At 59.2% G+C, this 20,679-nt stretch carries 17 protein-coding genes; 12 read left to right on the forward strand and 5 right to left on the reverse strand.

What is annotated here, in order from left to right; genetic code table 11:
- Window positions 1-83 precede the first annotated feature (83 nt).
- The gene (locus tag ACPYOI_RS01250) at window positions 84-839 is read right to left on the reverse strand and encodes a FadR/GntR family transcriptional regulator (RefSeq protein WP_481417211.1); all 756 of its coding nucleotides are present in this window, start codon (window positions 837-839) and stop codon (window positions 84-86) included.
- A 267-nt stretch (window positions 840-1,106) separates the two neighbouring features.
- Between ACPYOI_RS01250 and ACPYOI_RS01255 the strand changes: the two genes are divergently transcribed.
- The 8 genes from ACPYOI_RS01255 (at window position 1,107) to ACPYOI_RS01290 (ending at window position 11,484) form a co-directional block, all read left to right on the forward strand.
- On the forward strand, window positions 1,107-2,087 hold the full coding sequence (locus tag ACPYOI_RS01255; RefSeq protein WP_481422468.1) for a substrate-binding domain-containing protein: 981 nt from the start codon (window positions 1,107-1,109) through the stop codon (window positions 2,085-2,087).
- 74 nt (window positions 2,088-2,161) lie between these two features.
- A complete protein-coding gene (locus ACPYOI_RS01260; protein WP_481422470.1) occupies window positions 2,162-3,688 on the forward strand; it encodes a sugar ABC transporter ATP-binding protein in 1,527 nt (508 codons plus the stop codon).
- Between the two features lie 12 nt (window positions 3,689-3,700).
- Window positions 3,701-4,702, forward strand: coding sequence for an ABC transporter permease (locus ACPYOI_RS01265; protein ID WP_481422471.1), 1,002 nt, complete (start codon window positions 3,701-3,703; stop codon window positions 4,700-4,702).
- Between the two features lie 4 nt (window positions 4,703-4,706).
- The gene (locus tag ACPYOI_RS01270; protein ID WP_481422472.1) at window positions 4,707-5,597 is read left to right on the forward strand and encodes an aldose 1-epimerase; all 891 of its coding nucleotides are present in this window, start codon (window positions 4,707-4,709) and stop codon (window positions 5,595-5,597) included.
- A gap of 24 nt (window positions 5,598-5,621) precedes the next feature.
- A complete protein-coding gene (locus ACPYOI_RS01275) occupies window positions 5,622-7,247 on the forward strand; it encodes a GMC family oxidoreductase (protein ID WP_481422473.1) in 1,626 nt (541 codons plus the stop codon).
- Window positions 7,248-7,260: 13 nt separating this feature from the next.
- Complete coding sequence (dgoD, locus tag ACPYOI_RS01280) at window positions 7,261-8,409, forward strand: galactonate dehydratase (protein ID WP_481422474.1); 1,149 nt, start codon at window positions 7,261-7,263, stop codon at window positions 8,407-8,409.
- An 11-nt stretch (window positions 8,410-8,420) separates the two neighbouring features.
- Window positions 8,421-9,200, forward strand: a complete 780-nt coding sequence (locus ACPYOI_RS01285) for an SDR family oxidoreductase (protein WP_481422475.1) — start codon at window positions 8,421-8,423, stop codon at window positions 9,198-9,200.
- A gap of 643 nt (window positions 9,201-9,843) precedes the next feature.
- A complete protein-coding gene (locus ACPYOI_RS01290; RefSeq protein WP_481422476.1) occupies window positions 9,844-11,484 on the forward strand; it encodes an MASE4 domain-containing protein in 1,641 nt (546 codons plus the stop codon).
- A gap of 756 nt (window positions 11,485-12,240) precedes the next feature.
- On the opposite strand, the gene ACPYOI_RS01295 is transcribed toward ACPYOI_RS01290, so the two are convergent.
- The 3 genes from ACPYOI_RS01295 to ACPYOI_RS01305 are packed head-to-tail and all read right to left on the reverse strand — an operon-like array spanning window position 12,241 to window position 15,553.
- Entirely contained in the window at window positions 12,241-12,936 is a 696-nt protein-coding gene (locus ACPYOI_RS01295) for a GntR family transcriptional regulator (RefSeq protein WP_481422477.1), read from the reverse strand.
- Window positions 12,937-12,970: 34 nt separating this feature from the next.
- Window positions 12,971-13,801 carry an amidohydrolase family protein gene (locus ACPYOI_RS01300; protein WP_481422478.1) on the reverse strand — a complete coding sequence of 277 codons (831 nt, stop codon included), beginning with the start codon at window positions 13,799-13,801 and terminating at the stop codon, window positions 12,971-12,973.
- Between the two features lie 39 nt (window positions 13,802-13,840).
- Complete coding sequence (locus ACPYOI_RS01305; RefSeq protein WP_481422479.1) at window positions 13,841-15,553, reverse strand: IlvD/Edd family dehydratase; 1,713 nt, start codon at window positions 15,551-15,553, stop codon at window positions 13,841-13,843.
- Between the two features lie 164 nt (window positions 15,554-15,717).
- Between ACPYOI_RS01305 and ACPYOI_RS01310 the strand changes: the two genes are divergently transcribed.
- The 4 genes from ACPYOI_RS01310 (at window position 15,718) to ACPYOI_RS01325 (ending at window position 20,091) form a co-directional block, all read left to right on the forward strand.
- On the forward strand, window positions 15,718-16,470 hold the full coding sequence (locus ACPYOI_RS01310; protein WP_481422481.1) for an SDR family NAD(P)-dependent oxidoreductase: 753 nt from the start codon (window positions 15,718-15,720) through the stop codon (window positions 16,468-16,470).
- Window positions 16,471-16,575: 105 nt separating this feature from the next.
- Window positions 16,576-17,532 carry a sugar-binding protein gene (locus ACPYOI_RS01315; RefSeq protein ID WP_481422482.1) on the forward strand — a complete coding sequence of 319 codons (957 nt, stop codon included), beginning with the start codon at window positions 16,576-16,578 and terminating at the stop codon, window positions 17,530-17,532.
- Between the two features lie 66 nt (window positions 17,533-17,598).
- Window positions 17,599-19,101, forward strand: coding sequence for a sugar ABC transporter ATP-binding protein (locus tag ACPYOI_RS01320; RefSeq protein WP_481422483.1), 1,503 nt, complete (start codon window positions 17,599-17,601; stop codon window positions 19,099-19,101).
- A 15-nt stretch (window positions 19,102-19,116) separates the two neighbouring features.
- Window positions 19,117-20,091, forward strand: a complete 975-nt coding sequence (locus tag ACPYOI_RS01325; RefSeq protein WP_481422484.1) for an ABC transporter permease — start codon at window positions 19,117-19,119, stop codon at window positions 20,089-20,091.
- Window positions 20,092-20,424: 333 nt separating this feature from the next.
- On the opposite strand, the gene ACPYOI_RS01330 is transcribed toward ACPYOI_RS01325, so the two are convergent.
- On the reverse strand, window positions 20,425-20,679 hold a 255-nt coding region (locus ACPYOI_RS01330; RefSeq protein WP_481422485.1), incomplete at its 5' end, for a LysR substrate-binding domain-containing protein.

Below are 20,679 nucleotides of genomic sequence, written 5' to 3' on the forward strand. Positions count from 1 at the left end.
TCCGTACTGGCTCAAGACCAACGCGTATCCCGATTGCCTATCAAGGCACGCCTTCGTCTCTCCCGGCGCACGGGGCAGCGCGATCACTTGCTGCGTTTCAGCGCATCGGTGATTTCCGCGCGGGCGACACCGATGAGCGTCTCCATTGCGCGGCGCGCATTGTCCGGATTGCGCATGCGTATGGCCTCCAGCACATCCTGGTGCTTCTGGATCGCCTGTTCGTGCGATTGGCTGGCGCGGTTGGTCAGCCGGAAACTGGCCAGCAGCGCCGCGCGGATCGCGCTGGCGAACTGACGATAGACCCAGTTTCCGCTGGCGTTGATGATCGCCGTGTGGAATTCGAGGTCGGCCCGGCTCCATTCCTCGTTGTCGCGTGCATTCGCATCGACCATGTCCTCGAAGGCCTGGGCAATCCTGGCAAGCTGTTTGGCGGTGGCCTTCGTTGCCGCGTGGGCGGCCGCCGCCGGTTCGAGCAACTGGCGGGCATCGATCAGCGAGGTATAGAACGCCTCGTCTCCGCCGATCGCCAGCATCACGTCAAGCACCAGCGGGTCGAGGTAGTTCCAGTTTTCTCGATGGAGCACGATCGTTCCGGCCCTGGTGCGTGATCGAACCATGCCCAAGGCGCTCAGATACTGCATGGACTCGCGCAGGCTCGTACGGCTGACGGCGAATTGCTCGGTCAACTCCGCCTCATTGGGGAGCGTCGAACCTTCGGCGAATTCGCCCGCCACAATCATGTGGACCAAGCGTGACAGCAGGGACTCGCGAACAGTCCTCTTTCCGCGGGAGGCGATCTCGACGCCACCCTCTGTCAACTTCCTGTCCGTTTGCGGTATCGCCACAGATTTGTCTCCGATTCAATCGGTCTCAGCTTGCTGTCAGCCAAAGACCAGTCAAGCGTGGGCGTCAAAAAATACGATTTATAAGCGCAACTGTCCCCCGCGTAGAAATGTTTAGCACAGGATACCCTCATAAAAACACATCTTATAAAAAATAAATCGTATTTATATTGACATTGGTAAGACCAAGAATATGGTTGCCGTGGCTGGAGGAGCCGGGTGGATCCGCGTTCCTGACGCCATCAGATCTCAAGGGAGGGAGCGATGAAGCTCATTACGCGCGCCACGATGCTGGCACTTGGAACATTCGCCGCGGCGGGGCTGTCGCCCGCCTTCGCGCAGGATAAAGACCTGAAGGTCGGCGCGATCTACATGGACGCCCAGGGCTTCTATGCTGGCGTCCGCAAGGGCATCCAGACTGGTGCCGCCGATGCTGGCCGCAAGCTCGATGTCATCGAGACCAATGCGCAGGGCGACGCCAGCAAGGAATCATCCTTCATCGATTCCCTCATTTCCTCCGGTGTTGAGGCGATTATCGTTTCCCCGGTTTCCGCCGACGGCTCCTCGCGCGCGATCCGTCGTGCTCATGACGCGGGCATCCCGGTCGTTTGTTACAACACATGCCTGAACGACGCCGACATGAAGGAGTACGTCTCCGCCTACGCCGTCGGTGACCCTTATGATTTCGGCCACAAGCTCGGCGATGCCGCCGCCGACTATTTCATCGCCGAGAAGAAGGACGCGCCGAAGATCGCGGTTCTGAACTGCGAGTTCGTCGAGGTCTGCGTGACGCGCCGCAAGGGCTTCGAGGAAGCGCTTAAGGCCAAGGTTCCGGGCGCTCAAATCGTGGCCAACCAGGAAGGCGCGATCCTCGACAAGGCGGTTTCGGTCGCCAGCACCATGCTGTCGTCTAACCCTGACATCGATGCATTCTTCGGCGAAGCCGGCGGCGCGACCCTTGGTGCGGCCCGTGCCGTCAAAAGCCAGGGCAAGACCGGCCAGGTCGTGGTCTTCGGTGGCGACATGACCACTGAAATCGCCCAGGAACTCTCCGACTTCACGGTCATCAAGGCCGTTGTCGACATCTCGGGCCAGGGTCTTGGCAAGCTCGCGCTCGCCCAGGCGATTAAGTCCGTCGATGGCCAGGCACCGGCCGATATCAAGGTCCCCTACGATATCGATGTTTACAAGTCTTCCGAAGACGGCAAGGCTTGGCTTAAGGCGCACGCGGACGGTATTCCGTGAGGTTTTGAGCCGGAGTTTCACGGCAATCGAGGCCGCCAGGCGACTGGCGGCATCTTTCATCGGTGGAAAGTTTCATGACACAGATATCACGCTCGCCCGAGTTTGCTCACCGTCCGATCGCCTCGATCAAGGGGTGCACGCGCCGTTATCCCGGCGTGCTCGCGCTCGACAACGCGACATTCGCGGTGGCCGGCGGTGAGGTGAGGGCGCTGCTCGGCAAGAACGGCGCCGGCAAGTCGACGCTGATCCGGATGCTGACCGGCGCGGAAATTCCCGACAGCGGCACCGTCGAGGTCGACGGCGAGGAGCTGCGTCACAGCGGCTCCGGCCGCGCCCAGGACGCCTTCGACAAGGGCGTCCGCGTCGTCTACCAGGAGCTGAGCCTGGTTCCGGGCATGACGCTTGCCGAGAACCTGTTTCTCGGACGCTGGCCGCGAAAGGGCGGCGTCATCCAGTATGCGGAGATGGAGGCGGAGGCTTCCGAAGCGATGGGCCGGCTTGGTCTCGACCGCGCGCCCAACACGCTGGTCTCAAGCCTGAGCCCGGCCGAGCGCCAGCTGCTGGAGATCGCGCGCGTTCTGCTTGGAAAGCCGAAGCTCGTCATTCTCGACGAGCCTACGAGTTCGCTTGCCGCGGCCGAGGCGGAAAAGGTCATGGCTGCGGTGACGCGCATCGCGTCCGAGGGCATTGCCGTCATCTATGTCAGCCACCGCATGAACGAAATTCGCCAGATCGCGCATTCCGCGACGGTCATGCGCGACGGACGCATCATCGACACGGTTGATGTCAAGGGCGCCGATACGCGCGAGATCGTCCGGCTCATGCTGGGCTCGGAAGGATCGCAGGCGGCGGCGCTGGAAAACAGAAGCCAGAGAAAGACCGTGCTCGAGGTTCGCAACCTCGCGCTGGCACCGAAGCTGAGTTCGGTCTCGTTCGATCTGAAGGCGGGCGAAGTTCTCGGCATCGCCGGGTTGCTTGGAGCCGGCCGGACCGAGCTGCTGCAGGCCATCATGGGCGTCCGGCGCCAGGACCAGGGCGAGGTGCTCGTCGACGGCGCCGCGGTCCGGCCGGGACACTACAAGCGCATGCTGTCGCGCGGCTTCGGCTACACGCCGGAAAGCCGCAAGGAAGAAGGCATCGTTCCCCTTCTCGGTGTCGACGAAAACACGCTTGCGACGAACTTTTCCGGCGTCAGCAAGAGCGGCGTTCTCTCGGCAAAAATGATGGCTGAGGCGACGCGCCGGGTCATCGAACGGCTGCACGTCAAGACCGCGCGCACGGATACGCCGATCGGAACGCTGTCGGGCGGCAACCAGCAGAAGGTCGTCATCGGCCGCTGGGTCTATGCCGACAGTCGCGTTCTCTTGCTCGATGAACCGACCAGGGGCGTCGATGTGGAAGCCAAGGGGCAGATCTATGCCATCATCCGCCAGCTGGCGGCCGAAGGGCGCAGCGTCATCTTTGTCTCCAGCGAGATCGAGGAGCTGCCGCTCGTTTGCGACCGCGTGCTGGTGCTGCGAGACGGAACCCTTTGCGAAGAATTCAAATCACCAAACATCGATCAGGACGCCTTGATGGCTGCCTGCATCGCAGGACATTGAGGGAGAGGCGCGATGTCACTCGACCAGGCTGCAACGTCAGCATCCACCCGAAAGAAGTCAGGCTTCAGCTTTTCCCAGCATATGAATGAGCTGAGCCTCTTCGTCGCTATCGTCGTTCTCTATGTGGTCTTCACATCGACGGCCAACGGCTTCCTTTCCTTCAACAACCAGATCAATATCCTCCGCGATGCGGCCACGATTGGCATCGCGGGCTGGGCGGCGACATTGATCATCATCGCCGGCGAGATCGATGTCAGCGTCGGGCCGATGGTTGCGTTCATCTCGGTCGTCCTCGCCATTCTGCTGCAATGGGGCGTGCCGACGCCGGTCGCTTTCGCTCTTTCGATCGTCATCGGAGCGCTGCTCGGTTCGATCGCCGGCGCCTTGCGCGCCTATTTCGACGTTCCTTCGTTCGTCGCAACGCTTGGGCTCTGGAGCGCTCTTAGAGGCACGGCCTTGTTCGTGACCGACGCGCTTCCCGTTTCGATTGGCCGCAACGATACGCTCGATGCGCTTGATCGCTCCGTTCTGGGCATTCCGCCTGCCGCGATCATCATGCTGGTCTTCTTCGCGATCTTTGCCTTCGTCAGCCGCAAGACCGCCTTCGGCCGCTCCGTCTTCGCGATCGGCGGCAACGCGCACGCCGCGTTTCTCAGCGGCATCAGCGTCTCGAAGATCCGCGTGGCGCTCTTTGCGATCGCCGGCGCCATGGCAGCCATTTCCGGTATTCTTCTCGTTTCCCGTCTCGGCTCGGGCAATGCGACCGCGGCGACCGGACTTGAGTTCGACGTCATCGCAGCCGTGGTCGTCGGCGGCACGTCGCTTTCCGGCGGGCGCGGCTCCATGCTCGGCACCCTGCTCGGCGTTCTCGTCATCACGCTCATCGGAAACGGCCTGGTCCTGCTTGGCATCAATCCGTTCTTCCAGCAGGTCGTGCGCGGTCTCATCATCGTTATCGCCGTCCTCGCCAATATCCAGGCGATCAAGCGCAGCATGTCGCGCAACAAGGGCTGATGCGATGGCGGTGGTTGATCTGAAATCTGGATCGTTTTCGCTTCGCGTCTCTTCAAAGGGTGGCCTGGTCCTGGGCTTCTGGAAGGAGACGCAGGGCGAAAGCGTGCCTCTGCTGCGCCCGGCGACGTCGTCCGAGGCGGACGCCTTGGCGTCCTCCTGCTACCCGCTAGTCCCCTTCGGTAATCGCGTCCGCGACAACCGGTTCGTCTTCGAGGGGGCCGAATATCGGTTCGAGCCGAATACCGAATGGGACAAGCACTATCTCCACGGCGAGGGCTGGCAGGCCGATTGGGCAATCGACCAGCAGACCGATGACATGGTCGAGATGAGCTTCGTCCATTGCGACGGGAACACGCATTACGTTTACCGCGCAAGCCAGCGCTTCGCGCTCGATTCCTCTGGCCTGACGATGACGCTGACGGTCGAAAATCGCGGCGACAAGGCAATGCCCTTCGGCCTTGGCTGGCACCCTTATTTCCCGATGACGCCGCAAACGACGCTCCAAGCCCGGTCGCAGGCATTCTGGACCGAGGTCGGGGGCTGGCTCCCGGGTGAGCGGACGGATATCCCTGATGATCTCGACTTCGGCGAGCCCGCCGAGCTGCCGCATCGCTGGGTTAATAACGGCTTCGAAGGCTGGGACGGCGAGGCGACGATTGCGTGGCCCGAGCGGCGGACGGCATTGAAGCTGACCGCAGATCCCGTCTTCAGGCACGCCTTCGTCTTCGTGTCGGACACCGGCTTCGATCCAAGCTTCCAGCGCGACTATTTCTGCTTCGAGCCGATGACGCATCTGGCCGATGGCCATCACCTCTCCGATCTGGGCGACCTGAAGGTGCTGGCGCCGCACGAACGCCTCTCGGGCAGCGTTCGGCTGAGCCCTGAGGCCATTTGAGACTACACAGACTGGAGTTGGTGAATGTCCGCGAAAGACCGTTACGACTACATCATTATTGGCGGCGGAAGCTCCGCCTGCGTGGTCGCGGCCAAATTGGTGCGAGAGGGGAAGGCGAAGGTTCTTCTGCTCGAACGGGGGCCGGCGAAGGCAAACCGGATCATGCAGTTTCCCGCGGGCTACATGAAGTTCCTCGCCAAGGACACCTACCTGACCATGCACCAGACGAAGCCGCAGCCTCAGCTAGACGGGCGCGGCCCGATTGTTCCGCAGGGCAAGGTTCTGGGCGGCGGCAGCACTGTCAATGCCATGGTCTACATGCGCGGCCAGGCTGCGGATTTCGATCTGTGGAACGAGCTTGCGACGCCTGAAGGATCGAACGACGATGCCTGGTCGTACCGGGACCTGCTGCCCTACTTCAAGGCGCAGGAGGACAACGACCATCTCGCCGGCGAGTTTCACGGGGTTGGCGGCCCGCTGAAGATCTCCCATCTCGGCCATACCAGCCCGATGACGCGGACCTACGTGAAAACCCTGCAAGGCATGGGCATTCCCTACAATCCGGATTTCAACGGCGCCTATCAGTTCGGCGTCGGCTTCATGCAGCACACGATCGACTGGACGACGCGCAAGCGCTCGAGCGCCGTCGACGCCTTTCTGGCGCCGGTCATGAACGATCCGCTGCTGACGATCGAGACGGGCGCCACCGTCACCGTGCTCGATATGGACGGCGACCGTGTCACCGGCGTGCGTTACATGCAAAACGGCACGCAGAAGCGCGCGGAAGCCGGCAACGAGGTCATTCTGGCCGCGGGCGCCTATCAGACACCCAAACTGATGATGCTGTCGGGCATCGGGCCGGAAGACGAACTGAAGCGCCACGGTCTGAAGACGACCGTCGCCCTGCCTGGCGTCGGCAAGAACCTGCAGGACCACTATGAGTGCCCTGTCGTGGCGACCACGAAGGGATCGTTCGGCTATTACGGCCAGGATCGCGGCTGGCCGATGATCAAGGCCGGGTTGCAGTACCTGATGTTCAAGTCCGGCCCGGTGTCCACGACGGGTGTAGAGACCTGCGCCTTCTACGATCCCGACGGTAACAACGAGCGGCCAACCATCCAGATGTTCTGCGTGCCGACCGTCTATCTCGATCGCGATGTAATGGGGACCAAGCCGGGTGACGGCGTGACCATCAATTCGCTGCTGCTTCGTCCCAAGGCGCGCGGTTCCGTCACGCTGTCGTCGAGCGATCCCTTCGCTAACCCTATCGTCGACACGCAGATTTTCGCGCATCCCGACGATCTGCGGCTGACGATGGCCAGCTTCCGCTTTGCCCGCACGGTGCTCGACGCGTCTCCGATGAAGGAACTGATCGACAAGGAAATCTTTCCCGGCCCCGACGTCACGAGCGACGAAGCGGTCGCCGCTCATTGCAAGCGCACCGTCAAGACCGGCTACCATCCTGTCGGAACCTGCAAGATCGGTGCGGACAACGACCCCGAGGCAGTGCTCGACACGCAGTTGCGGGTCCGGGGTACGCGCGGCCTGCGCGTCGTCGATGCCTCCCTCATGCCGACCATTGTCAGCGGCAACACCAACGCGGCGGTTCTGGCCGCCGCCGGAAAAGCCGCCGACCTCATTCTCAGCTAATGCGAGTAAGACCATGAAGATCACCAAGCTCACGACCTATATCGTCCCACCGCGCTGGCTGTTTTTGAAGATCGAGACCGATGAGGGCATTGTCGGCTGGGGCGAACCCGTCGTTGAGGGGCGAGCGCTCACCGTTCAGGCGGCTGTTCATGAGCTCGAGGACTACCTGATCGGCAAGGATCCGTTCCTGATCGAGGATCACTGGACGGTCATGTATCGCGGGGGCTTCTATCGCGGCGGCGCCATTCACATGAGCGCGGTCTCCGGCATCGACCAGGCGCTGTGGGATATCAAGGGCAAGGCGCTCGGGCAGCCTATCCACTCGTTGCTGGGCGGCCAGGTGCGTGACAAGATCAAGGTTTATAGCTGGATCGGCGGTGATCGGCCCGCGGACGTCGCGCGCAATGCGAGAGATGTGGTCGCGCGCGGCTTCAAGGCGATCAAGCTCAATGGCTGCGAGGAAATGCAGATCGTCGATAGCAACGAGAAGATCGACAAGGCCGTCGAGACGATCGCGACGATCCGCGAGGCGATCGGCCCGCATGTCGGCATCGGTGTCGATTTCCACGGCCGCGTGCACAAGCCGATGGCGAAGGTGCTTGCCAAGGAGCTGGAGCCCTACAAGCTAATGTTCATCGAGGAACCGGTCTTGTCCGAGCACCGCGAAACACTGAAGGAAATCGCCAATCATTGCTCGACGCCGATCGCGCTGGGCGAGCGTCTCTATTCCCGATGGGACTTCAAGTCCGTTCTGTCCGACGGCTACGTCGACATCATCCAGCCGGATTTGAGCCACGCCGGCGGGATTACCGAATGTCGCAAGATCGCGGCGATGGCCGAAGCCTACGACGTCGCGGTCGCGCCGCATTGCCCGCTCGGCCCCATCGCGCTCGCGGCTTGCCTGCAGGTCGATGCGGTCAGCTACAACGCCTTCATCCAGGAGCAGAGCCTCGGGATCCACTACAACAAGAGCAACGACATTCTCGACTACATCTCCAACAAGGAGGTGTTCCATTATGCCGATGGTTTCGTATCGATCCCGCAGGGACCCGGTCTTGGCGTCGAGGTGGATGAGGCCTATGTCATCGAACGTGCGAAGGAGGGGCACCGCTGGCGCAACCCGATCTGGCGTCACGAGGACGGCAGTTTCGCCGAGTGGTGATGGAGGCCGCCATGTCCAATCGTCTACTCGACAAGCGTATCCTCATCACCGGCGCCGCGCAGGGCATCGGCCTTGCGATCGCCAAGGCATTCGCGCGAGATGGCGCATGCCTGTTCCTGATTGATCGCGACGAGGCGCTGCTTCATCAGGAAGCGGCGAGGCTGAAGGGTGAGGGGTATCGGGTCGGCGCGCGATCGGCCGATATTACGGACGCCAAGGCGATCGTCGCGGCTGTCGCCGAGGCTGAAGCGGAGATCGGCCGGATCAACGCGCTGGTCAACAATGCCGGCGTCAATGTGTTTTCCGAGCCACTGGATACCAGCGACGAGGAATGGAACCGCTGCTTCGACATCAATCTCAAGGGGGCGTGGAACTGCTCGAAGGCGGTTCTGCCCGGCCTGATCGACCAGGGCGGAGGCGTGATCCTCAATATCGCCTCGACCCATGCCTTCACCATCATCCCGCATACCTTCCCATATCCCCTGGCAAAGCATGCGCTGCTTGGCATGACGAAATCGCTGGGGCTCGAATACGCGCCGAAGAACGTTCGCGTGAATGCGCTTGCCCCCGGCTATGTCGCGACCCAGAAGGTCATCGACTACTGGAACGGCTTTCCCGATCCTGAGGCGGCGAAGGCCGAGACGATGAAGCTTCATCCCGGAGGACGAATTGCGACGCCGGAGGAAATCGCCATGGCGGCCGTGTTCATGATTTCGGACGAGTGCCCGTTCATGAACGCGACCTGCCTGACGGTGGACGGGGGTCTGAGCGTTCTGCAGCACGCTGTATGAATGCGTCGGATAGATGTGCTCGACGTATCTTCACATCGGTCCACCGCATCTGCCGGTTCGTTGAATGTGTTACCCCATCCGTTAGCTGTCGCTTCCCCAACCAGCCAACCCTCCGGGAAATCGAGTGCGCGGATGGTATCGAAACTAGCCGAGCCTCCCGCTGTAACGCAACCCGTTCCGCGACCAGAAGATCATCGCCTTCAGCCGGCAGAAGCTGTCGTTCACCGAGCCCTGCTGCATCAAGAAGCCGAATATACGTCAGCAGTTGTGACCTGAGATCCCAATCCCGTCAAACCCGTTGCAATCGGACGGGGTCCATATACATCCAGACATGACCTCGCCCGTCAGAGGCCGGTTGGAAAATCGAAAAATTGGGATTAAACGACGCCGCTAACGCGGCATAAAGCTGGGATAAGCTAGGCCTTAGCGGGCTGCGCATCTTTCGGCGGGGTTAGGTCAGAGAAACGTCCCTATCGCTCAATTGCACTCGCCTTGTGCCGGCATTGGCGAAAGTGATCGCTTGCATTAGACTGTGGTTGGAGCGCCCCGCGGCTTCCGGCTAGTGAGATCGGACGATCTCGTCGGGCAAGTAGGAAAGGCACCACATTCTGGAAGTCTGATTTCGAATTGGAGACTGGCGAACTTGAAATTGCCGTCCATCGCGGGCTTTCGACGTGAGGCGAATATGTTTGTGGAAGGGTCAGCGGCCGGATTACGGGCGGACGAGTTTGTGCTCTCGAATCTTTCGCCCAGTGTCGCTCAAAGGCGGTTCGCGCTTGGCGTTGTGTTCGTGCTGCTCGTTGTCTTTGTCATCGTGGCAGGCCCGCTCTCTGGGCTGCCACTGAGGCGGGTTGACGCCTTTATACCCGCCTACGGCACTGCGATTTTCCTCATCGACTCTATCACCGCAGCCCTGCTCTTCGCGCAGTTTTCCGTCCTACGCTCGCATGCGCTCCTCGCACTAGCGAGTGGCTATTTCCTGACGGCGCTCATCGCAATTCCTTGGACGCTCACATTTCCAGGCGTATTGGCGCCGGAGGGCGGCCTTGGCGGCGGCCTCCAGAGTACGGTTTGGCTCTATGTCCTGTCCCACGCGGGCTTCGCCGTGTTCGCGATCGTCTATACACTGTTGAAGGATGCCGATCCGATGGAGGCGCTGTCGCCACGCTCCATTCGTGCGAGGGTCCTTATGACTGTCGGATCAGTTACTGCGCTCGTCTGTTGCGCAACAGTCTTCGTTACAGCAGGCCATGCGTTCCTCCCGCGCATCATGCTCGACACGGCGGAGGTTTCCTATCTCTGGTACTACGTGGTCGGACCGATGGCGGGATTATTCGTCGTCGCGCTTTTCTTGCTATGGCTGCGGCACCGCTCGGTTCTCGATCTCTGGCTGATGTTAGTCTTGTTCGCATACATCATCGAGATCGCCCTAACCGCCTTTCCTATCCCGTACCGCTTTAGCGTCGGCTGGTATGCCGGGCGAGTTTACGGCGTGTTTTCCGGCAGCCTTGTGCTGCTCACCCTGATGAAAGAAGTGACGATGCTATACGGTGAACTGCTGCGCGCAGTCGTTGGCCAACGCCGCGAGCGCGAGGTGCGTCTGCTGACAGGGGACGCGGTCGCAGCCACCGTGGCGCACGAGATCAAGCAGCCATTGTCGGCGATAACTATGGACGCCAGTGCGAGCCTGCGCTGGCTTGATCGCGCGACGCCCAACATCGATGAGGCCAAAGCCGCATTACAGCAAATCGTGAACAACGGGCACCGTATGGGCGCGGTGATCGATAATATTCGGACGCTCTTCAAGACCGAAGCACGAATCCGGACTTCGCTCGACGTCAACAATCTGATCCGCGAAGCTCTGGCGCTCGTGCGCTACGATCTGCAGACGCATCGGGTAGCGGTTCAAACCGACTACAACCAATCGCTCCCAACGATAGAGGGCAACGAGGTTCAGCTGCAGCAGGTGCTCGTGAATTTGATCACGAACGCGATCGATTCAATGGCCACTGAAGATGGGGACCGGGTACTTTCCTTAAGGTCTAAAGTCTACGACTCCAGCTGTCTGATGGTGTCGGTGGAAGACATGGGGAAGGGCGTCGAGCCGAGCGCTATCGATCTGATATTCAAACCGCAGTTTACGACCAAGGTGAACGGGATGGGGATGGGGTTGTCGATTTGCCGGTCGATCATCGAGGCCCACGGGGGCCAGTTGTGGGTGACCGCCAATCTACCCCGAGGCGCCATTTTTCACTTCACGTTGCCCGCCCACCGGCAGCACTAGCGCCCGCAACAACGCACGGGCGGCCCGGAATTTTCCGGAGATGCAGCCGCCGGACCCAGGCGAGGTCAGGGAAGCGCTCTCCTGTGTCGTTAGCGACGCCGATCGAGCCGAGAAATCATCGATCGCATCCCAGAGCAAATCAAGAAGGCGCCACTCCGAAAGAGCGTTTCCATCTTAATGCGGCAATCAATGAGGTGGTCATATTGGTGCGAAGCGCGACCACGCGGAAAGGTGTTTCGGTCCAGACCCGGCTATCGGCAGAATTGGTTCCGGTTCTGGGAGATCACGTTCAGCTACAACAAGTTTTGCTTGTTCATCATGCACCTATAGCCATTCGCAGGACCCGTCGTGCGGGCACCCAGTTATGCAACTACAATGGCGCTCCGCATCGAGTTGTCTGAGAGAATGGCATCCGTGTGCCGCCCGTGTCCCGTAAACTTTGGCTTATATTGACGATGATTGCGAGCCAATTCGGCAGGGCTCCGGGCCAAAGAGGGTCGCGCGTCTAATCAGCGTTGACAGAGGGAAATCGTCTGGTCGTCGGTTCGGCTCGCTTTCGGCCCGAGCGGACACCGCTACATGGTATAGGCGATTAACGGAACAGATGAGGAAAATCTTCCATCAAGTGTTCAGCTTTGTCCTTGGTATCCAGTGACTTGAGCATGTGATGCGAGCGCTCGTTTCCGGGGCAGGGCGTTGAGGAGAACCATCAGCAGCTGCCGCCGCAACCGTGAAGGCGATGCTTCCGCCGCGATACTATTTATTGGCGGCCCGATTGGTGCCCCCAGGAAAACGGGCTTGGACGGCCGACAAATAAGCATCGCGCGAGGGGCCGATGTGGTCGCGACATAGCCTCACCAGCTGTTGTCTGTCTCCGTCCTGCAGTGCCCGGATGATGGCCCAGTGCTCGTCACTCGCCTTCTTGAGGTGTTCTGGGCTCGACGCGGTAAAGAAGCGGGCGCCGTGCACCTTTTGAGCTGCACTCCGTATGATCTCGGCGAGATAGGGGTTACCACACGCGGAAAAGAACGTTTCATGAAATTCCAAGTTGGCCCGAAATGCCCGGCGACTGTCTCCGCTCTCGATGGCTGAGCTATGTCGCTCCTGAATTTCCGTCAACGTGCCGATTAAATCCGATGATGCGGGAAGCGGGATTTGCTCGGCAGCCAAAGTCTCAAGTACTTCGCGGATAGAATATATCTGCGTTACTTCCTCAGGCTTAAGAAGGCGCACCATGGCGCCTCTGTTTGGAATCCGTTCCACAAGTCCGATGCGTTCAAGTTCGGACAGGGCTTCGCGAACGACGTGTCTTTTGCAGGAGAATTCCTCCGCGAGCCGCTCTTCAAGCAGTCGTTCGCGAGGCATGAGCCAGCCCAACACAATCTGTTCTTCGAGGGCGTTCACAATTTCTCGTACACGGTCTGTCGCTGCTTGCTTCGAGTTGTCGGACATCGTCGCCCCTTAGAAACTCCCGTTCGCCGGATGGCTATCGGACTTCAAATCCATATAGCTGCTTTGCGTTGTCAAACAAAATGGCAGTCCGTTCGTTCTGGTCGAGAGTGATATCCTCCACAATTTTTAGAAGCTGGTCCTCCTGTATCACTTTATCCGTTGCCACATGAGGCCAGTCCGACCCCCATACGCAGCGCGTGGGAGCAGCCTTCAGCAACTGCCGTCCGAGCGGAACGACATCGGCATGGCCGGACGATAATGACGACACACGATAGGGAGCAGACAATTTGACCCATGCGCCGTCGGAGAGCAGGCCGGTCAGTGCATCAACGACGGGGTGTTTGGGGTCTATTGCCATTTCAGCGGGGATACCGCCAAAATGATCAAATACGATCGGAACGTCTAGGCTGGAAATCTCTTGTCTCAGATCGGCGAGCAATCGACCGTCGAGATAAAGCTGCAGATGAAAACCGCCATCGCGGCAGACGTGGGCATAGCGTCTCAACTGTGAGAGCCCTGGGCCCCCACCATGCATCAGGTTCAGCCTGAGACCGACGACGCCTGCATCGCGCAAGATTGCCAATTCGCCATCCCTAGGTGACGAACCGGTAACGGCAACACCCCGAAACCTAGCTGGATATCGCCGAAGCGTATCCAACAATAGGCCGTTGTCGGTTCCATAGACGCTGACTTGGACCAGCACCGCATGTGAAACGCCAAGTCTCTCGTGAAGCGAAAGAAGCTGTTCCAAAGGAGCGCAGGGAGGATCGTAGGCGCGATCCGCAGCATACAGAAAATCTTTGCCATCTCCAATTATGTGGAGATGGCAATCAATGATACCGGTCTTGCGCTGCAGGGCAGTCATCGGTCGTAGTAAATCCGTTCGTCCAGGGGCAATTCGCCGCTATTTTTCTTCAACATTGACCGGAGCCACCATCGTAAGCTCCGGCACAAAGGATTGGAAATCGCAACCGCCATCGGCCTGTAGCACCTCATTGGTGTAAAGGCGTTTGTAGCCCCGGTGCTGCTGTGGCTCCGTCCTGCCTCCGGACGTTGATCGCGCGTCCAGCTCCGCCTCGTCGACGAGCACATCTAGGCGACGGGCTTTCGTGTCCAGGCGAATCATGTCACCGGTTCGCACAAGCCCGAGTGGTCCGCCTTTTGCGGCCTCTGGAGTGACGTGCAGCACGATCGTTCCAAATGCGGTCCCGCTCATGCGCGCATCGGAAATGCGAACCATATCCTTCACCCCGGCCTGCGCCAGTTTCTTTGGAATGGGCAGATAGCCTGCTTCCGGCATTCCCGGCGCGCCAACCGGCCCCGCATTTTGCAGGACCAAGACGCTGTCGGCAGTCACCTCGAGATCGGGATCGTCGATGCGGTTGGAAAGTTCCTCGAGATCCTTGAAGACGACAGCTGGGCCAGTATGTTGCAGGAGGCCCTGATCAGCCGCGGCCTGTTTGATAATTGCGCCGCCGGGTGCGAGATTGCCGCGCAGGACTGCCATTGCCCCTGAAGGGTAGACAGGATCGGCAATCGGTTTGACGACCTCCTGATGGAACGCCTCCGGTGCTGCGTCGATCTCCTCGCCGAGTGTGCGGCCGCTGACTGTCAGGCAGTCGAGATGCAACGAGCTCCGTAGTTCCCGCAGAATGGGCGTCAGCCCACCAGCCTTGTAGAGATCCTCCATGTAGCCCTGGCCGGTCGGCTTCAGATCCACAAGCACTGGCGTTTCCCGTCCCATCCGGTCAAAACCTTCGAGATCGATCTTGATGCCGGCGCGACCGGCTACAGCCGTCAGGTGAATGAGAGCGTTCGTAGACCCGCCCGCGGCAAGCACGATGCGAAGTGCATTGGTAATAGATTCCGGAGTGACGATCTTGTCCGGCGTCAGCTTCTCCGCGGCCATGGCGACGGCACGCGCGCCGGTTTTTTCAGCGAGCCGGCGGCGCTCCGCATAAACGGCGGGAATGCAGGCGGACCCTGGCAACATGAAGCCCATCGCCTCTGTCGCCAGGGCCATCGTGCTTGCCGTCCCCATGACCGAACAGGTACCCACCGTCGGTGCAAGTTCTTTATTAACTTCCTGAATATCGGCCTCGCTGATGCCGCCCGCGCGATAACGCGCCCAGAACCGGCGGCAGTCGGTGCAGGCACCCAGACGTTCGCCCTTCCAGCTACCGGCAAGCATCGGCCCGGTGACGATCATGATGGCGGGCACATTTGCACTGATTGCTCCCATCAACAACGCCGGGACCGTCTTATCGCAGCCGCCGATTAGGACGACAGCGTCCATAGGCTGGGCTCTGATCATCTCTTCCGTATCCATCGCCATCAGATTGCGAAGATACATGCTGGTCGGATGCGAAAAGCTCTCCTGGATCGAAATGACCGGAAACGGAACCGGAATGCCGCCACTCAGCATAACGCCCCGGCTCACGGCCTCAATGATATCGGGCACGTTCTGGTGGCAGGCATTATAGCCTGAACTCGTATCCACAATGCCGATGATCGGCCTATCCAACGCCTTATCCGTATAGCCCATCGCCTTGATGAAAGCCTTGCGAAGAAACACGGAGAAGCCGGCATCTCCGTAGTTCGCCAAATTTTTCTTCATTCCGAATTCGTTTGTCATGGTCACCTCGCTATGGGTCAAAATTGCAGGTTCAAACTTTTTGTCAATTGGATTGTTGACAATATGGTCAAACAAACTCAGTTTGTCATTGCGAGTACGGCGGTCGATTTCGGGGCCGTCGCAAGCAGGGAGTTTTGGTGAGGACCATGCGGTTATCGAACAAGCGAATCCTGATCACAGGAGCAGTCGACAATATCGGCAAAGCAGCCGTCGAGGCATTTGTTGCTGAGGGGGGCAAGGTCGTGATTGGCGACATCGATGCCGAGCGAGGCAGGAAGGTAGCCGCCGAACATGACGGGGTGGTGCATTTCGTTCCGGTCGATGTTTCCGACGAGTGCAGTGTGAAGGAATTCGTGGAGCAGGCTGTCGCATGGCTTGGCGGCCTGGATGTACTGGCTCAGAATGCCGGATTGATGATGTCATCCGGCATCACGGAATTCGATGCCGCAGCGTTCGATAGACTGTTTGCAGTCAACGTAAAAGGCTTGTTCCTGGGGGCGAAATATGCCGTGCCCTACCTGAAAGCATCCGGCAAGGGGTCGATCATCAACACGGCATCCCTAGCTGCCAAACGGGGTGGGCCGGGGCTTACGATGTACTCGGCGTCCAAGGGCGCGGTGATTTCCTTTTCCTCGACACTTGCGATTGAACTGGCTCCCTACAACATTCGTGTCAACACGATTTGCCCCGGTTGGGTGGATACAGCCTTCAACAAGCCGATTATCGATTTCATGGGCGGCGAGGTGGAGCAGATGTCCAAGGTCTCCAACCTTGTGCCTCTTGGCCGGCAAGGGCTGCCCCATGAAATCGCACCGCTTTTCGTCTTTCTGGCTTCTGACGAGTCGTCCTACGTGACCGCGCAATCCATCCTTGCAGATGGTGGCGCCTATTCGACCTGATCTCTTTCAAACATTCGATAATGCTCGAACGCTAGCAGCGATTTCCTGTGAGGATCGTTGAGCGTGAGAGACGGCTTTTGTTCATCTTAACGGGAGGTAAAACCGATGAAACGTACTATCTTGCTCAGCCTGGTTTCGGCAATCGCTCTGACCGGCTTCGTGTCGGCGGCATCAGCCGCAGAAAAGAAACAGCTCTATTTTGTTGCCAATGGAGCGGTGGACTTCTGGAAGCTGGCGGAGGCCGGCATGAAGAAGGCGCAGGCTGAACTTCCCAATTACACCGTGCAGATCAAATATCCCGAGCAGTCGACGGCAGCAGTTCAGAACCGGTTGATGGATGATCTCGTGGCAAGTGGCGCTGCCGGTATCATCGTCAGTTCCGTGGATCCCAAGACACAGACTGACGCACTTGATCGCGTCGCCAGTCAGGCGCTGCTGTTCACGACCGACAGCGATGCTCCCCAAAGCAAGCGTGTTGCCTATATCGGCTCGAGCAACCGCAACGCCGGTCATCAGGCAGCGGAGATTCTCAAGAAGAACCTACCGAACGGTGGTAAGTGCGTCGCCTTTGCAGGTCTGCCCGGAGCAGACTTGACGCATGAACGCCTGGAAGGAATCAAGGAGGGGCTTCAGGGCACGAAGATCGAGATCGTCGATGTCCGCTCCGACGAAATGGACCAGACGCGCGCCAAGAGCAACGTGGCCGACATCCTGACGGCGCGTAGCGACATCAATTGCATGATCGGTGTCTTCGCTTACAACACTCCCCAGATCTATCTGGCGCTCCAGGAGGCAGGGCGCCTCGGTGACGTCACCGTCGTCGGCTTCGACAACGATCAGGCAACCCTTGGTGGCATCAAGGCAGGTGCCATTGCTGGCACGGTCGTTCAGGAGCCCTTTGAATGGGGCTACCAGGGCATGAAGGATCTGGCGCGTTATCTCGACGGGGAAAAATCCTTCGTGCCCAACGACGGCCTGATCATTATTCCAACCCAGATCATCGACAAGAGCAATGTCGATGCATTTACTGACCAGGTTAAGGCCTGGATGAGCGGCAAGTAACGCATGCTACAGGATGCCGCCGGCGTTCGCGCCGGCGGCCATGGATCGTAATATGCAGAGTCGCTCATGCCGCACCCACTCATTGCTCTAAACAATATCGTCAAGACCTACGGCGCCGTCAGAGCGCTTCGGGATGTCAGCCTCGAAGTCTATCCCGGCGAGGTCGTGGGGCTGATCGGGGAGAACGGCGCAGGCAAGAGCACGCTCATGAAAATTCTGGGCGGTGTGATCGAGCCGACGTCCGGCTCGATCACTATTGGCGCGGAACAATTGAATGCGTTGAGCGTCAAGCAGTCGATGGGCGCGGGTATCGCCTTCGTCCACCAGGAACTTAATCTGTTCGAAAACCTCGACGTTGCCGCCAATATCTATATCGGCCGCGAGCCCCGTTTCGGCGGCGCGCTGAACCTCATCGATCGGAGAAAATTGCGCGATCAGGTCCGGCCGCTTCTTGAACGGCTCGGCTGCAATTTTTCACCGGACACGCCGGTCGGCCAGCTTTCGATCGCGCAGCGCCAAATGCTTGAGATCGCCAAGGCGCTGTCTGTCAACGCTCGAATGATCATCATGGATGAACCGACGTCGAGCTTGACGGCAAGCGAGACGGCGCGGCTGCTGTCCATCGTCGCCGACCTGAAGGCTGCTGGCGTCAGCGTGATCTTCATTACCCACCGGCTGACAGAGATAGAGGCCTGTGCCGACCGCGTCATTGCGCTACGCGACGGAACGATGGTCGGCTCCTTGGAATGCGGCGAAATCAGGCGAGAAGAGATGATCCGGCTGATGATCGGCCGAGACCTGACTTCCATCTACGATCCGCCCGCAAAGAAACCCGGCGCAGCTCTGATGTCGATAAGAGGCGTCGTTACCGCAGCTCATCCGACAGGCAGGATCGATCTGGATGTTCGTCGCGGCGAAATCCTCGGGCTGGGCGGGCTGATCGGGGCCGGTCGAACCGAGCTTGCCCGAATACTCTTCGGTATCGACCGGTCTCTCGGCGGCACAATGGAATTCGATGGCCACTCCTACCTGCCCGACAGCAGTACCGAGGCGATCGAAAAGGGCGTCTACCTGGTTCCTGAAGACCGTAAGACATCTGGGCTTGTTCTGGATCTGTCTATTGCCGAGAATATCTCGCTTGCCAATCTGAAGGCTGTCTCCAGAGGTGGTCTTGTTGATCTTGGGCGTGAAGAGGAGATCGCGGAAAAGCAGCGCGCTCATCTGCGCATCAAGAGCCACTCGGTGCGGACGACCGCCGGTACGCTCTCCGGCGGCAATCAGCAGAAGATCATCCTCGCAAAATGGCTTTCGATGAATCCCCAGCTCATGATCCTCGACGAGCCGACACGCGGCATCGACGTCGGCTCCAAGAGCGAAATCTACGCGATCATGCGCAGCCTCGCCGATGCAGGCCTCGCCGTGTTGATGATATCGAGCGACATGGAAGAGATCATTGCGGTCAGTGATCGCGTCGCCGTCATGCAAGAGGGCAGGATTTCCGGCATCCTCGATCGTTCTCAATTGTCCGAGCAAACCATTATGCGCCTGGCCATCAGCGGATCACATTAATCAAGGGAACCAGCCATGCTGAAGAAAGATCTGGGTCTTTTGATCCTCATCATCGCCATCGCTTTCGTCGTGACGATAATCAATCCCAGGTTCATCTCGATCGCGAACCTATCCAATACCGCCAATCTTGTAGGGCTCTACGGTCTGTTTTCGTTGGGTGTCGCTTTCGTCATCATCACAGGCGGCATCGATTTGTCGATTGGCTCGGTATTCGCATTGCTGGGCGTGATCTTCATAACTCTCATCTCCAGCTACAATATCAACTGGGCGCTGGCCACGCTGTTGATCGTCGCGGCAGGCATTCTAATAGGGTTGGTTCACGGCCTGTTGATCACACGCGTGCATCTGCAGCCCTTCGTGGTCACACTTTGCGGCCTCCTGATCTATCGAGGAGCGGCTCGTTTCTACACCGACGACGGAACGGCCGGGTTCGATTTCGGCCAGAGCTTTCCGACGCTCGAATGGCTGACAACCGGCCGCGTCTATAACATTCCGAATAGTTTCATCGCTTTCGTCATTGTTGCAATCGCCCTTTCCGTCGTTCTTCATCGCTCCGTTTTCGGCCGATATCTCCTTGCTGTCGGCAAGAACGAGGAGGCTGCGCGCTATTCCGGTATCAATACCCGGAACATCATTATCTGGGCCTATATCATCTGTTCAGGCTTGGCGGGCGTTTCGACCGTCTATTTCGCGATGTATACGCGGTCGATTTCGCCGGCCTCTCATGGAACCTTCTATGAACTCTATGGCATCGCGGCTGCCGTCCTGGGTGGCTGTTCGTTGCGCGGCGGTGAAGGGTCCATTCTCGGTGTGGCGCTGGGGGCCGTGCTAATCCAGGTGCTGCAAAATCTTGTCAACTTGCTCGGAATTCCGTCGTCATTAAATTTTGCCGTCATGGGCAGCGTTATCCTGATCGGCGTGATAGCGGATGGGCAGCTTCAACGTCTCCGACGAACGCGGCAAGCACAGATCGCCGCAGGCCAAAGCTGATCTTTGAGGCGACCCACATTGTTTGAGTGAGCGACGCCGTCAGGCGGTGGGGGACGAGGCAGCGGTAAACGAGGCTGACCGTCATCAATGCTATCCGGGTTTATCCGGTGGGAGAGGCCTGTTGCAGGATCCAGTTCTAAAAATTTCTCCTGGCGAGCTGATTTTGCGGATCGACAGTTCGCTCTTTCTCAAGAGCTGGAAGTTGGCCAGGGATTGTCAATCGATCCGAACTTCAATGCCGCTCGTGGAAGGCTTGGCGATCGTTCCGATGTGATGTGGGGCGACGCGGTCCGCCTCGACCGGTTTCTTCCTCGTCGGTAGTACATATCCGATTCATGGTACTTGCGAGCCCTCCAGCAATTCTTGTTCCAGAAACTCCATAAACGCGATAACCCGCTGACTGAGCATATGGCCGCTCGTAACAGCGTAAACGTTCGCTTCGCGGATTGAAAATGCATCAAGGGCGGTTACAAGCTTGCCGGCAGCCAGCTCCCTTCGGATACCGAAGGCATCTCTTCTTATAATGCCGAGCCCCGCGAGTGCCCAATCGCGAACAGTGAGGGTGTCGTTGGCAACCCGATCCCCCCG

Source organism: Rhizobium sp. SVR5-2C (assembly GCF_056755115.1).